Raw genomic sequence first — 16,003 nt, forward strand, 5'->3', positions numbered from 1 at the left:
GGCGCAACGTCGGAAAGATTTCGATAGGGCTGCCGATTACGTAGTGAGGTGAGCTACATAGGCCGGTGAATTGTTCCATACTCTTTTGATGCATGGCTCTTCCCGTCACTGGTATCTCCTGTGCGTATTACCGTGAGGTTCAAATGCATAAAGCATTGGTTGTAGACGATCATCCGTTCATTCGGGCAACTGTAAAAGTGTTGCTGGAACGCGAGCAATTCGAAGTCGTCGCCGAGGCTGATAATGGCGTGGATGCGGTGCAACTGGCTCGCAAGCACGACCCGGAACTGATCCTGCTGGATATCGCCATGCCGAGCCTGGATGGATTGGAAGTCATCAACCGGATCAGCGCGCTGAAACTGTCGAGCAAGATCCTGGTATTGACCTCCCAGTCCGCCGCCTTTTATGCCATGCGCTGCATGAAAGCAGGCGCTGCCGGTTATATCTCGAAAACCGATGAATTGAGTGAATTGAGCAAAGCGATCAAGGCGCTTATGGCGGGCTATACCTTCTTTCCCAACCTGGCGGGCAATTCCGTACGCCGAAGCGATATCGATTCCACTGAGCTGGAGATGATCCGCGGCTTGTCCGATCGTGAACTGGTGATTTTGCAGCAACTGGCCCGGGGCCTGAGCAACAAGGAAATTGGCGATGCCATGTTGCTGAGCAACAAGACCGTCAGTACCTATAAAACCCGTTTGATCGAAAAACTCAACGTGAAGTCGGTGGTGTATCTGGCCGACTTCGCCAAGCGTAATAATCTGATCTAAATGAAAATTCATCTGCGCAACTATTTGCTTGCCGTCTGTCTGCTGGGACCGTTAGGAAGTGCCTCGACAGCACAAGCCGAGGCGCAATCCCTGAACCTCTTCGGCCGTTCAAATGGCGCGAACGCTGCTGTCGTTCTGGAGGAGGCGGATTGGCGATGGTTACGCAACAAAAGCTCGCTGCGCCTGGGCGTGTCGGCGTCGGATTATGCGCCCTTCGATATGGTTACCAACGGCCAGGATTACGAGGGTATCACCGCCGATTATGCCGAGCTGTTGGCCACCATGCTGCACATCAAGGTCGAGGTTCGGCGTTATGACTCACGAGCCGAGGTGATCCAGGCACTCAAACTCGGTGAGCTGGATCTGGTGGGCACTGCCAACAGTTTCGATGGGGCCGATCCAGAGCTGGCGCTGAGCAGTGCCTATGCCGACGCGCCGTCGGCACTGGTGACCCACAGTGGCGCGGATCAGGTATTGGCGCCTGACCTGGCCGACAGTCGCCTGGCCATGCTTGACCACTATCAGCCGACAGACGCAGTCCGTGCCGCCTACCCCAAGGCGCAACTGCAGTTTTACCCTTCGGCCCAGGGCGCGATCGGTGCCGTGGCGTTCGGACACGCGGATGCTTACGTGGGTGATGCCATCAGCACCCATTATCTGGTCAACAAACACTTCCTCAATGACGTCCACCTGACGGCATTGTCCGGGGTGTACACCACGCATTTTTCCTTTGCCACGCCCCAGGACAATCGGCGTCTGCTGCACATCGTCAATGCCGCGCTGGCGGTGATCCCCATCACTGAGCGCATGACGATTCTGCGCCGTTGGAGTGCCGGTGACATGAGCCTTTCCGGGCTTCATCCATTGCAGTTCAGTGCGGCCGAAGAGCGCTGGCTGAAAAAACATCCTCGCCTGACCGTGGCGGTCAATGACAGCCTGGCCCCCATGTCCTTCTTCGATGATCAGGGTGAGTTCCGCGGCATCAGTGCCGAGGTGCTGGCCAAGATCAGCCAGCGCACCGGTTTGAAATTCGATGTGCTGCGCGGCAACTCGATGGACAAGTTGATCGAGCAGATCCGGGTCGGCAATGCTGATCTGATCGCGGCGTTCACGCCCACTACCGAACGCGAAGGCGAGCTGCGGTTCACCCGTCCTTATTTGACTAACCCGTTTGTCCTGATCACGCGGGACGAGTCGGGCAGTGCGCAAACACTGGACGGCATGGTCGGTAAAAAACTGGCACTGCGGCGCGGCAATGCGCTGTACGACTTCATTAGAGATAAATTCCCCGGCATTGAGTTGATCCAGACCAAGACTGCAGCCGATGCCATGGTGTTGGTGGCCAAGGGGGAGGCGGATGGCGCCATCAACTCGCTGATCAATGGGCGTTACTTGATTTTGCGCCAGTTCCGCGACCTCCTGCACATTGCCAATGTCGTCGGTTTGCAGTCGGCCCAGGCGAGTTTCGCCACCGACCGTGGGGCGCTGGAGTTGTACTCGATCCTGGACAAAGCCCTGCAAAGCATTCCCCCGGAAGAACTGGATGAGCTGACCGGCCGTTGGCGCCACGATGTGGTGATCGATAACGACAACTGGCTGCACCATCGCTCGGCGGTCATCCAGGGTTTTGTCCTGTTTGCGCTATTGTTGTTGATGGCCGTGGTTTGGATCATTTACCTGCGCCGGTTGGTGTCCACTCGCGAAAAGGCCGAGTTGGCGCTCAACGACCAGATGGAGTTCATGCGCGTCTTGATCGACGGCACGCCGCACCCGATTTATGTCCGTGACCGTCAGGGGCGGTTGGTGAGTTGTAACTCGGCTTACCTCGATGTGCTGGGTGTCCCGCGCGAGGCGGTGATGGGCCAGAAGATTACCGATAGCATATTGATCGGCAACTCCGATGCGCAGACCTTTCAGGCCGAGTACATCAAGGTGATGGAGGACGGGACGCGCTGGATCCAGGATCGGACGTACACCCACAAGGACGGCGTGGTGCATACGGTATACCACTGGATGCTGCCGTATCACACCAGTGATGGCGTGGTGGCCGGGATCATCGCCGGCTGGATCGATATCAGCGACCGCCAGCGCCTGTTGGATCAATTGCAGAGTGCCAAGAAAAGCGCCGATGACGCCAACCGGGCGAAAACCACGTTCCTGGCCACCATGAGCCATGAAATCCGCACCCCGATGAATGCCGTGATCGGCATGCTCGAACTGGCGATGAAGAAAGCCGATCAAGGCGTCATGGACCGCTTCGCCATCGAAGTGGCTTCTGGCGCGGCGCGGGGCCTTTTGGACCTGATCGGTGACATTCTCGATATCGCCCGCATTGAATCCGGTCGCCTGTCCCTGACCCCGGAACGGGCCAGTTTGCGCGAGTTGGTCGAGTCGGTGGTGCGCATGTTCGAAGGGGTGGCCCGGCAAAAAGGCCTGCGGTTGTTGCTGGATTTTGATCTCAAGGCCAGTCGCGATGTGCTGATCGATCCGCTGCGTTTCAAACAGATTCTGTCCAACCTGCTGAGCAACGCGATCAAGTTTACCGACGAAGGCGAGGTGCGCTTGAGCGTGCAGGCGGCGCCTGGCGTGTGCGGCGAGCGATTGGCGCTTCATGTGCAAGTCAAGGATTCCGGCATTGGCATTTCCACCTCGGATCAGGAGCGGCTGTTCAACCCTTTCGGCCAGGCCAGCAATAATAATCAGTCGGCGCGGGGTGGTTCGGGGCTGGGCCTGGTCATCAGCCGGACCCTGTGTGAAATGATGCACGGCCAATTGCACCTGAGCAGCGTGCCGGGCAAGGGCACGCAGATTGATATCCGTCTCGATCTGCTGATCTTGCAACCTGTGCCCGCTGCCGAATTGCCGGCGGTCGAGCTGGCGTCTCAGGCGTGGGTGCTCAATATCCTGGTGATTGACGACTACCCGGCCAACCGCTTGCTGCTTTCCCAGCAATTGTCCTATCTCGGTCACGGCGTCTGCGACGCCGAGGATGGCGCCCATGGCCTGCGCGCCTGGCGCAACGGCAACTTCGATGTGGTCATTACCGACTGCAACATGCCCGTGATGAACGGTTACGAGCTGACGCGGGCCATTCGTGATGAAGAAAAGGCTTCGGGCGCCGAGCCGTGCCTGATCCTGGGATTCACCGCCAACGCCCAGCCAGAGGAAAAAGAACGCTGCCTGGCCGAGGGAATGGACGATTGCCTGTTCAAACCCATCAGCCTCCTGGAGTTGAGCGCCAGACTGGCCTCAGTACAACCCGGTACCAAGTCATTACCCCTTGGCGCGCCGATGCCAGAGATTGATGGCGACATCAATTTGAGCAGCTTGCAGCAACTGACCCGTGGAGATCGCAACGCGATCAAAAACCTGCTCGGTGATCTGGCGTCCAGTAATGAAGAAGACATGTTGCGGCTGATCAAACTGTTCGGCGAGCATGACTTGTCAGGTCTTTCCGATCTGGCCCATCGAGTCAAGGGCGGCGCCCGCATCATCAAGGCGCAGAGCCTGATCCTGTGCTGCGAGCAATTAGAGGTCATCTGTATGGGGTCGGACTCGATCCTGTTGACCGAGGCGGTGGATGCGTTGCAGCAAGCGATGGAGCGATTGGCGCAAACGCTGGAGCAGCGCATGGCTGATCCGGTGTTGTAGACCCCGGTGTCGGGCTAAAACTCCCGACCCTGACTTGAGTTCACTTTAGTGCACAAGATCAGTCCTCTAGTTTGCGGCCCCTGCGCTTGTTCAACTGCTGCAACAGTCTTTCCATTTGCACTGTCAGGTTCTGCAGGGTCGCGGCGCCTCTATCGCGATCTTCGCCGCGCCACGATTCACTATGTGCAGTCAGCAACTTCAGGTTGTCTTCGTGGCGCCTGATTAATACCCGTAGTTGATTTCGCTCTTTAGTCATCTCGGACTCTGTCTTGGGAAAGTTGGCTAATAACTGCATACAACGAGCGCTAAACATTAGTGATGGATACAACGTTGTGTATGTAGGAAATTTCTCAAAGAACCAGCATTCCGCTGACGATATGCCGCATTACCGGGAGGGGCGTGACGCTCGGAAATTTCCTACATTCAGGGAGAAATTTCCTAACGATACCCACCGGCCTACGCCGGACAATTGGCTCATTCCTTTCATTGTGAGCCGCGTCCATGCCCATGCTCCCGTTGCGCATCCTGGTTCTTGGCGACAACGCCTTCCATCGCTCGATGGCGGTGAACATGCTGTGGCAATCCGGATGCCAGGAAGTCTTCGTAGCCAGCGATGCCGCACAAGCCCTGGCGATCCTGGGGCAGGTCGGTGCGGTGGATATCACCCTGTGTGACCTGCGCATGGACGGTGTCGACAGCCTTGAGCTTCTGCAGAGCGTGGGGCGATCGCGTCTGGCGGGGGCGATCATCATCAGCAGTTCGCTGTCGGCCGATGTGCGTCGGGCGGTGGGGCAACTGGTTTCGATGTTGGGGATGGTGTTGCTGGGCGATGTCAGCAAGCCTTTGCAGTTCGGAGCGCTGCAACGATTGCTGGCAAAACACATGCACGAACCCATTGGCGAACGGGTCGTCCCGGCAGTGACGGTGCAGGCCTCGGAAGAGGAGGTGCGCCGGGCACTGGCTGATCAGCAGTTGCAGACGTACTTCCAGCCAAAATTCGACCTGATGACCGGCGAAGTCAGCAGCGTCGAAGCCTTGGCCCGTTGGCACCATCCCTCCAAAGGTGTGCTGCCGCCCTCGGTGTTCATGCCGATTATCGAGCGTTGCGGGTTGATGGATGACTTGCTGATCCTGCAAATGGAACAAGGCTTGAGGCTACAGCGGCAGGTACTCAGGCAGGGATTGGCGCTGAATATCGCCTTCAATCTGCACGCTGTGCAATTGGTGAATGCCGAACTCACGTGCCGGATCAAGGCGATGCTGATCGCGCATGATCTGCCCGGTTCAGGGCTGACGTTCGAGTTGACGGAAACGGGTCTGCTCGAAGCCCCTGCGGCCAGTCTGGAAAGCCTGGTGCGCTTGCGAATGATGGGTTGCAACCTGTCGATCGATGATTTCGGCGCGGGGTTTTCGTCGTTGCAGCGCCTGTGTCAGTTGCCGTTCAACGAAATCAAACTCGACGCCGAGTTCGTTCGCGGGCTCAAACAAGAGCCGCGCTGCCGCGCCGTTATAAAAAGCACCCTGGCGCTGGGCGAAGCATTGGGCATGACGGTCGTCGTCGAAGGGATCGAAACCGAAGAGCAACGTCAGGTATTGCTGGAACTTGGCTGTACGCAAGGGCAGGGCTACTTGTGTTCCCGACCGATGACGGCGGCGGGTTTATTGAACTGGTTGGATCTTCAGCGGATGGCGGCGGTTAGTTGCTCGGGAAATTTCCTACAAACAGCAGGAAATTTCCTAACTTAATCATGTTGGCAAGTCGAGACAATACGATCTCTTAATTCCTTGGTAGTTGCTGTTACTTGCATAAAACGAAGATTGAACACTTGTCGTTTCAGAGGCGGAGTGTCGTTTGTGAGCAGGGTTTTTATATCAAGTATTGATTGAAAAAGCGGACGTCATCACGCCATGGATGACACGTGATTCGGAGGTTGGCTCGACGCCAATTCATAGATGAATAAAATATTTTCGGTTGTCTGGAATACATCGCTGGGTTGCTGGGTAGTTGCTTCGGAACTGGCCTGTAAAAAGACCAAGAGCGGGCCGGCGGGGCAGCGTAAGCGGGTTTTGAAAACGTCTGGTGCGTGTGCTGCTGCGATGGCCGTTTTATCTTTGGGAGCAATGAGCCCGGTGCTGGCTGCAACTTCCCTGCAAAACACTACCGATACTTCATCAATTCCAGCGGTGGCGACTGATAGTTCCATTGCTATCGCCGGTGGTGCAGGAGCCACTGCTAAAAACATCAGTATCGCGATAGGCGACTTTGCTACCGCAACGGGAGCTAACTCTATTGGCCTGGGTCGCCAGATAAACGTGACTGGTGAGAATGCGACCGGCGTAGGTTGGGCCGTCAGTGCGTCGAGCAAGAACGCAACGGCGGTAGGTGAAAAGACTGCGGTTTCCGGCGAAAACGCCACGGCGTTAGGTTCGTTCGCCAGCGCCGCTGGATTAAATGCGATCGCTCTGGGCGGCGGCTCAACTGCAGCATTGGCTGCTACGGCTGCTGGAGATAACAGTGTTGCCTTGGGGACGGATACATCGGTGACATCCAGTTCCGGTGTTGCGATTGGTGCATCGGCATCCGTGACCTCTGCCAACAGCGTGGCGCTGGGCTCGAACTCATTAGCCGACGGTACCAAGCTGACTACCGCGGCTTATGGTGTCGGCGGCACAGCAACGGCGGGCGGTGAAGTGAACATCGCCAACGGCGTCAACGGCCGCCGTATTACCGGTCTTGCCGCCGGTGCCAGTGCGACGGACGCCGTCAACGTCAGTCAACTCAATCAATTAGGCCAGAGTACGGCGACAGCCCTGGGCGGCGGCGCGGCACTTAATGCGACCACCGGGGCATGGACCGCTCCCAGTTACTCCACCAACAGCATCAACGCTGTCGGCACCAGCACCGGCCCGTTAATCAGCAACAATGTCGGCGCGGCACTGACCAACCTCAACACCAGCCTGACCAACACGGCCGCCGTCGCGGTGAAATACGACAACGCCGCTACCAAAACCCAGGTGACCTTCAACCCGGCGGGTACGGCGGTCAAGCTGACCAATATCGCGGTCGGTGTCTTGAACGCCACCAGTACCGATGCTGTGAATGGCAGCCAATTGTTTACAGACAGTCAAAACACGGCGACTGCGCTGGGTGGCGGTGCGGCAGTCAATGCCGCCACCGGGGCGTGGACGGCGCCGAGCTACTCCACCAACAGCATCAACGCTGTCGGGACCAATACCGGTCCGCTAGTCAGCACTAACGTCGGCGCGGCGCTGATCAACCTCAATACCAGCCTGACCAACACTGCCGCCGTGGCGGTGAAATACGACGACGCCACTACCAAGACTCAGGTGACCTTCAACCCGGCAGGGACTTCGGTCAAGTTGACCAATGTCGCGGCCGGTGCCTTGAGCGGCACCAGCACCGAAGCGGTGAACGGCTCGCAATTGTTCGCAACCAACCAAACCCTTAACAGCATCAACAATGGCGCGGGCATCAAGTATTTCCATGCCAATTCGACGCAGGCCGACAGCACCGCGACCGGCCTGGACAGCGTGGCCATCGGCCCGCTCGCGAGTGCGACCGTGGCAAACGGCGTCGCGCTCGGTGCTAACTCATCCGCCACTGGCACTACGCTGGCTAACGCGGCTTATGGCGTTGGCGGCACGGCGACGGCAGGCGGCGAAGTGAACATCGGCAACGGTGCCGACGGCCGTCGCCTTACCGGTCTTGCTGCTGGCAGTCAGGCCACTGATGCGGTCAATGTCAGCCAACTGAATAAAGTGGGGCAGGACACGGCGACAGCCCTGGGCGGCGGCGCGGCACTGAATGGGACTGCGGGGACATGGACGGCGCCTAGTTATTCCACCAACAGCATCAGCGTGAACGGCACCAACACCGGTCCGTTAGTCAGCAACAACGTCGGCGCGGCATTGACCAACCTCAATACCAGCGTGACCAACACCGCTGCCGTGGCGGTGAAATACGACGACGCCACCACCAAGACTCAAGTGACCTTCAACCCGGCAGGTACGGCGGTCAAGTTGACCAACGTCGCCGCCGGCACGTTGAACGGCACCAGCACCGATGCCGTGAACGGCGCGCAATTGTTCGCGACCAACCAAACCGTCAATAGCCTCAGCAACGGCGGCGGGATCAAGTATTTCCACACCAATTCAACGCTGGCCGACAGCAGCGCGACCGGTCAGGACAGCGTGGCTGTCGGTCCGGCGGCCAGTTCCACCGCGACGAACGCGGTGGCTATCGGCAATGGCGCGGTGGCGGGCGACGCCAATTCCGTCGCCCTGGGCAACGGCGCCACCACGGCTGCCGCTGTCGCCACCGCCTCCAGCGTGATCAACGGCACAACCTACAACTATGCGGGGACGGCACCGATCGGCGTACTGAGCGTCGGCAGCGCCGGCAATGAACGGCAGATCACCAACGTGGCAGCAGGGCAGGTGTCTGCGGCCAGCACCGATGCGGTCAACGGTAGCCAGTTGTTCTCCACCAACACTGCGGTCAACGGCTTGGGGACTCAGGTAAACAACCTCCTCAACAATGGCACCGGAATCAAGTATTTCCACAGCAACTCGACGCTCGCCGACAGCACCGCAACCGGTGTGGACAGCGTGGCCGTCGGCCCCGCTTCGAGTTCGACTGCAGCGAATGCGGTCGCGATCGGCAACGGCGCCATCGCTAGCACCGCCAACTCCATCGCCTTGGGCAACGGCGCCACCACGGCTGCCGCTGTCGCTACCGCCTCGGGTGTGATCAACGGCACCACCTTCAATTACGCCGGTGCTGCACCGACTGGCGTACTGAGCGTCGGCAGCGCTGGCAATGAACGGCAGATCACCAACGTGGCAGCCGGGCAGGTGTCTGCGGCCAGTACCGATGCGGTCAACGGCAGCCAATTGTTCTCCACCAACACCGCGGTCAACGGCTTGGGGACTCAGGTAAACAACCTCCTCAACAATGGCACCGGCATCAAGTATTTCCACAGCAACTCGACGCTCGCCGACAGCACCGCAACCGGTGTGGACAGCGTGGCCGTCGGCCCCGCTTCGAGTTCGACTGCAGCGAATGCGGTCGCGATCGGCAACGGCGCCATCGCTAGCACCGCCAACTCCATCGCCTTGGGCAACGGCGCCACCACGGCTGCCGCGGTCGCTACCGCCTCGGGTGTGATCAACGGCGCCAACTTCAATTACGCCGGTGCTGCACCGACTGGCGTACTGAGCGTGGGCAGCGCCGGCAATGAACGGCAGATCACCAACGTGGCAGCAGGGCAGGTGTCTGCGGCCAGCACCGATGCGGTCAACGGTAGCCAGTTGTTCTCCACCAACACTGCGGTCAACGGCTTGGGGACTCAGGTAAACAACCTCCTCAACAATGGCACCGGCATCAAGTATTTCCACAGCAACTCGACGCTCGCCGACAGCACCGCAACCGGTGTGGACAGCGTGGCCGTCGGCCCCGCTTCGAGTTCGACTGCAGCGAATGCGGTCGCGATCGGCAACGGCGCCATCGCTAGCACCGCCAACTCCATCGCCTTGGGCAACGGCGCCACCACGGCTGCCGCGGTCGCTACCGCCTCGGGTGTGATCAACGGCGCCAACTTCAATTACGCCGGTGCTGCACCGACTGGCGTACTGAGCGTCGGCAGCGCTGGCAATGAACGGCAGATCACCAACGTGGCAGCCGGGCAGGTGTCTGCGGCCAGTACCGATGCGGTCAACGGCAGCCAATTGTTCTCCACCAACACCGCGGTCAATGGCTTGGGGACTCAGGTCGACAGCCTTCTCAACAACGGCACCGGTATCAAGTATTTCCACAGCAACTCGACGCTCGCCGACAGCACTGCGACCGGTCTGGACAGCGTGTCTGTCGGTCCGACGGCCAATGCATCTGCAACTAACGCGGTGGCCATCGGCAATGGTGCCGTGGCGGGCACCGCCAATTCGGTCGCCCTGGGCAACGGCGCCACCACGGCCGCTGCTGTCGCTACCGCCTCGGGTGTGATCAATGGCACCACCTACAATTACGCCGGCGCTGCACCGACCGGCGTATTGAGCGTCGGCAGCGCTGGCAACGAACGACAAATCACCAACGTGGCCGCCGGTCAGGTCTCTGCGACTAGCACGGACGCGGTCAACGGCAGTCAGTTGTTCTCCACCAACACCGCGGTCAATGGGTTGGGGACTCAGGTCGACAGCCTTCTCAACAACGGCACCGGTATCAAGTATTTCCACAGCAACTCGACGCTCGCCGACAGCACCGCAACCGGCGTGGACAGCGTGGCAATCGGGCCGGTGTCCATCGCCGCAGGCGCCAATTCGTTTGCCGCCGGCTCGGGTTCCAACGCCACCGCTGATGGTGGTCTGGCGCTTGGGCATCTGAGTCAGGTTCAGGTCTTGGGCGGTATCGCTCTGGGTGAAGGTTCGGTCGCCGACCGTGCCCTGGCACCCGCCACCGGCACTATCCCGGTCGGTAGTGGCGCGATCGTTTATGACACCTCGGACGCTACCTTGCTCGGCTCGGTTTCGGTGGGCAAGGCCGGCAGCTACCGGCAGATCACCAACGTGGCGGACGCCACCCAGGATCACGACGCCGTGACCCTGCGTCAATTGACCGGGGCGATGGGCTCCTTGAGTTCGACCGGCACCCGTTATTTTCACACCAATTCGACGAACCCTGCGGACTCACTGTCCACCGGTGCAGAGTCGGTTGCGGTCGGTCCGGCCACCGTGGTCAACGGCGACAACGGCATTGGTATCGGCAACCAAGCCACTGTCGGTCTGGCCGGTGCTGGTGGCATTGCCATCGGCCGCAATACCCAGGTGTTGCTCGCCTCCGGTATCGCCATGGGCAGCGCGGCCCAAGCAGGTGCAGAGCAATCAGTGGCGTTGGGCGCCGGGGCCAATGCGAGTCAGGCCATGAGCGTGGCGTTGGGCTCAAGTTCGGTGAACACGGTTGGGGCCGAGACGAATTACAGCGCCTATCGCTTGGCGACTCCGCAGACATCGGTCGGCGAGATCGGCGTCGGTACGGCGCTGGGCAATCGCAAGTTGACCGGGCTGGCGGCAGGCACCCAGGACAATGACGGGGTCAACGTGGCGCAACTGAAATCGGTGGGTGATCAGGTGGATCAAAACACCACGAGCATTACCAACCTGGACGGTCGGGTCGGCGGCCTCGAGAGTCTTGTTGGCTCCGGTGGTGGCATCAAGTATTTGCACGTCAACTCGACCGGCGTCGACTCGGCGGCCACCGGTATCGACTCGATGGCCTTGGGCCCCAATGCTCAGGCGTCGGGTAATGCCTCGGAGGCGATAGGCAGCGGCGCCAGCGCTTCCGCTACAGGCAGCGTTGCCTTGGGCGCAGGGGCCAATGCGAGCCAGGCCATGAGCGTGGCGTTGGGATCGGATTCGCTGACCTCAGTCGGCGCCGAATCGGGTTACAGCGCCTATCACTTGGCGGCTCCGCAGACATCGGTCGGTGAAATCGGCATCGGTACTGCGGCGGGCAATCGCAAGCTGACCGGGCTGTCGGCGGGTACGCAGGACAACGACGCGGTCAATGTGGCGCAACTGAAATCGGTCGGCGATCAAGTGGATCAAAACACCACGAACATCACCAACCTCGATGGTCGGGTCGGCGGCCTTGAGAGCGTCATTGGCTCGGGCGGCGGGATCAAGTATCTGCACGTCAATTCCAGCAGCGCCGACTCGGCGGCCAGCGGCTCCAACTCGATGGCCTTGGGCCCCAACGCGCAAGCATCGGGTAGCCACTCGGTGGCGATAGGCAACGGTGCCAAGGCTTCCGCTGACGGCAGCGTTGCACTGGGCAGCGATTCCAGCGATGGGGGGCGAGGGGCGGAGACTTACACCGGCCAGTATTCCGGGGTGAACAACGTGAGCTCGGGCACGGTGTCGGTGGGCGATGCGGCGACCGGCACAACTCGCACTGTCAGCAACGTTGCCGACGGCAAGGACGCCACCGATGCGGTCAACGTGCGGCAGCTCGATGGTGCGGTCGCCGAATCGAAGCAGTACACGGATGACTCGATCGCCAATCTCAATGGCGCTGCGGTTCAGCAGGGCGCCCGCATCAGCACTGTCGAGGGCGATGTCTCCAACATCAAGAACGGCACCGACGGCATGTTCCAGGTGAGCAACGGCAGCGCGGCCGCCAAGCCGAAAGCCACCGGTGTCGATTCGATAGCCGGTGGTGCGGGGGCGATGGCGTCGGGCAAAAACAGTGCGGCGGTGGGCACCCAGTCGCAGGCCAGCGGGGAAAACTCGGTCGCCCTGGGCAACGGTGCCAAGGCGAGCGCCAAAAACGCCACGGCACTGGGCGCCAATGCGGTGGCTGATCGCGAGAACAGCGTATCGGTCGGCAGCGTGGGCAACGAGCGGCAGCTTACCAACATCGCGGCAGGTACCAGCGGCACGGACGCGGTGAACGTCGACCAGTTGACCAAGAGCGTGGCGGGCATCACCGACAACGCGAATGCCTACACCGACCAGCGTTATTCGGAGCTGAAAAATGACATCAAGAAGCAGGATGAAACGCTCAGCGCGGGGATTGCCGGTGCCATGGCGATGGCCAGCTTGCCGCAGTCTTACTCGCCGGGCGCCAGCATGACGACGGCGGCCGCCAGTACCTATCGCGGTCAAGCGGCGTTGGCTTTCGGTGTTTCACATTTGTCCGGCAATGGCCGGTGGCTGACCAAGGTGCAGGGCAGTACCGACACTCAACGCAATGTCGGCGTAGCCGTGGGCGTTGGTTACCAGTGGTGATGGCTGTTTTTGATACTTCTCTATCCGACTTTTTCTCAGGCAAAAACTATGAACATGAAATCGATTTTCGTCACCACGCTGATCACCCTGCTGGCGTTGGCCGGTTACGACAAGTTCCTGGCCAACAAGCCGACGGATGTCCCTGGCAACTGGATCGACGTTCCCGCGTTGCCGGTGATTCATGATGCGATATTCGAGCTGTCACCGAAGTTCAACGGTCAGCGTAATACGCCGGTGATGGAGCAGCTTTGCGCGCTGGCCCGGGGCGAGGTGAAACAGGAGCAGGTCAACGCCTTCCTCAAGCAACAAGGGGTCGATGCACAAACGTTGCCCACCCACGGCAGCCAGTTCTCGCTGTTGGTCAACGGTGATCAGGCGGGGCAGACCACGGCGTGTGCGGCGTATCTGGCGACCACCGTGTTGTCGACGGTCGATGCGGCGGAGTTCATGCGCCCGGTCACGACACCGGCGGCCAATGGGCAGCCGGAGAAATCTTCGCTGCAGGTCGATAACGCGCTGTTGGCCGCGGCGCTGTCGATCAAGCTGGCGGAGGCGCGGGCCAATGCCGATGTGTTTGCAGTGATCGCCGCCGAGTTGCAACGCAGTCCCGGTTTAACCGTTCCCCAATATCGTGAGCGCGCCAGGCAGTTGTTTGATCGGCTGGCACCGACTTACCTGCAACGGATCAAGGATCAACTGCCGCCTGCGGGCACGCAGTACAAGCTGGTGGAAATGGATGACAGCCGCTTCGTGTTCAGCAGTTCCCTGGGCAGCGTATTCGAGTTTGGCAGCAACGGTCTGATCCTCAACCAGAGCGGTATCACCTGGTATGGCGAAGGCAAATTGCTGGGGCGCGATTATCCCCTTCAAGTGGCGTACTTTTCGCCGCTGATCAAAGGGCTGCTGACACCGCCCCAATCGTAATCCTCGTGCCTGATTACTCCATCACCCTGCGAGCCACCCAAGATGCCCATGCTCCCGCTACGCGTTCTGGTCCTTGAGGATCATTCCTTCCAGCGTTCGGCTGCGCTCGACATGCTTCGGCAATTGGGCTGCCGGGAAGTTTTTGTCGCCGCCGACGGTGCGCAAGCGCTGGCCATTCTCGAGCGAGTGGGGCCGGTCGATATCGCGTTGTGCGACCTGCGAATGCAAGGCATGGGCGGCCTGGAATTCTTGCGTAGCGCAGGTCTGTCCGGGCTGGTGGGGTCGATCATAATCAGCAGCGCGCTGTCGGCGGATTTGCGTCGTAGCGTGCGGAAGATCATTGCGTTGTCGGGACTGGTGATGCTCGGCGACATCGGCAAACCCTTGCGGCTTGATGCGTTGCAGGAGTTGTTGGCAAGGCACGCGCGACCTTTTCCTTCGGTGACGACGCTGGCCAGTCAGGAGGCTATGCGTCGGGCGCTTGACGATCAGCAACTGCACGCTTATTTCCAGCCGAAATTCGATCTGCTGACCGACGGGGTTCAAGGTGTCGAGGTTCTGGCGCGATGGCATCACCCCGTCAAAGGCGTGCTGCCGCCCTCGGTATTCATGCCCGTGATGGAGCAGGGCGGGTTGATGGATGAACTGTTGTTCCTGCTGTTGCATCAAGGACTGAACCTGCAACAACACGCTCGGGAGCGAGGCCATCACCTCAACGTCGCGTTCAATTTGCAGCCCGCACAACTGACCAGTCCTGGGCTTGTTTCAAGCATCAAAACGATTCTGGACGCCCACGGTGCATCGGGTTGCGACCTGACGTTCGAGCTGACCGAAACGGGTTTGCTGGAAGAGCCGGCAACGGCCATGGAAAGCCTGGTGCGCTTGCGGATGATGGGCTGCCAGCTCTCCATCGATGACTTCGGCGCAGGATTTTCGTCGTTGCAACGCCTGTGTCAGTTGCCTTTCAACGAGATAAAACTCGATGGCGAATTTGTCCGCAGCCTCAAACACAGACCACGTTGTCGAGCCGTCATCAGCAGCACGCTGGCCCTGGGTGAAGCCCTGGGCATGTCGGTGGTCATCGAAGGCATTGAGACCGAAGAACAGCGTCAGGAGCTGTTGGCGCTCGGGTGTACCCAAGGGCAAGGCTATCTGTGCGCACGGCCCATGGGTCGCGAGGATTTATTGAGTTGGCTGGATGCACGGCGTATCGCCCGCTGAGGGGACGCCCGACAGCTATTGATGCGGCGTCATCCGGTCATTTCCATGAACAATATCGAAAGAAAGAGAGACCCCATGCCATTACCGAAGAAGTTCTATCAAGCTCTCAGCCTGGTCGTTATGGGACTGGTCTTGCTGGGATGCTCAGTTGAAGCCAATACGCCCGAGGCCACTGTAAAAAAACTGGCGGACTGGTATCTCAAGAACGGCTTCAAGGAGGGCTATAGCGCTTTGTTGAAGGTCGAGGATGCCAAGCCACTGTTTGACCCGGCCGTTATTCGTCTGTTGGCTGAAGCGAAAGTCGAACGCGACAGGCAAATCAAGGCGCATCCCGGAGACAAGCCTGCTTTTGTCGACAACACGCTCATCACCGGTTTCCAGGATCGGGTTGATCAATATCGGATTTTAGAAACCCGTCAGTGGGGGGAGATCGCCCATTCAGAACTGGCCTGGGCCGCGCTGGGCGACAAGACCTTCTATGACACCAAAGTGCTGTTGCGCAAGACGCCGGAAGGCTGGCGCATCACCGATATCATCTACGATGAAAATTACCCGGCCAACCGGCTGACCGAGGCGTTGAGGATCGATCACTGACAGGACGTCGTGCGGGGGGCTGCACCCATATGAGTTTGTAT

At 59.8% G+C, this 16,003-nt stretch carries 7 protein-coding genes and 1 pseudogene; all 8 read left to right on the plus strand.

What is annotated here, in order from left to right:
• The first annotated feature begins 143 nt into the window (after nt 1–143).
• Nucleotides 144–770, plus strand: a complete 627-nt coding sequence (locus tag HKK52_RS31175; RefSeq protein WP_149661875.1) for a response regulator transcription factor — start codon at nt 144–146, stop codon at nt 768–770.
• Nucleotides 771–4,421 (plus strand): transporter substrate-binding domain-containing protein, encoded by a 3,651-nt coding sequence (locus HKK52_RS31180; RefSeq protein ID WP_169373938.1) that lies wholly within the window; start codon nt 771–773, stop codon nt 4,419–4,421.
• A gap of 501 nt (nt 4,422–4,922) precedes the next feature.
• Nucleotides 4,923–6,167 carry an EAL domain-containing response regulator gene (locus HKK52_RS31185; RefSeq protein ID WP_169373939.1) on the plus strand — a complete coding sequence of 415 codons (1,245 nt, stop codon included), beginning with the start codon at nt 4,923–4,925 and terminating at the stop codon, nt 6,165–6,167.
• Nucleotides 6,168–6,374: 207 nt separating this feature from the next.
• A pseudogene (locus HKK52_RS33135) lies at nt 6,375–6,863 on the plus strand (ESPR-type extended signal peptide-containing protein); the annotation flags it as partial.
• 141 nt (nt 6,864–7,004) lie between these two features.
• Nucleotides 7,005–13,223: a YadA-like family protein gene (locus tag HKK52_RS32825; protein ID WP_272900292.1), complete on the plus strand. Its 6,219-nt coding sequence runs from the start codon at nt 7,005–7,007 to the stop codon at nt 13,221–13,223.
• Between the two features lie 48 nt (nt 13,224–13,271).
• On the plus strand, nt 13,272–14,147 hold the full coding sequence (locus HKK52_RS31195) for a hypothetical protein (RefSeq protein WP_169373941.1): 876 nt from the start codon (nt 13,272–13,274) through the stop codon (nt 14,145–14,147).
• 48 nt (nt 14,148–14,195) lie between these two features.
• Nucleotides 14,196–15,368: an EAL domain-containing response regulator gene (locus tag HKK52_RS31200; protein WP_336604949.1), complete on the plus strand. Its 1,173-nt coding sequence runs from the start codon at nt 14,196–14,198 to the stop codon at nt 15,366–15,368.
• 45 nt (nt 15,369–15,413) lie between these two features.
• The gene (locus HKK52_RS31205) at nt 15,414–15,962 is read left to right on the plus strand and encodes a hypothetical protein (protein ID WP_169373943.1); all 549 of its coding nucleotides are present in this window, start codon (nt 15,414–15,416) and stop codon (nt 15,960–15,962) included.
• Nucleotides 15,963–16,003: the final 41 nt, after the last annotated feature.

The sequence above is a fragment of the Pseudomonas sp. ADAK2 genome, assembly GCF_012935755.1.
In the GTDB taxonomy this organism is placed as follows: domain Bacteria; phylum Pseudomonadota; class Gammaproteobacteria; order Pseudomonadales; family Pseudomonadaceae; genus Aquipseudomonas.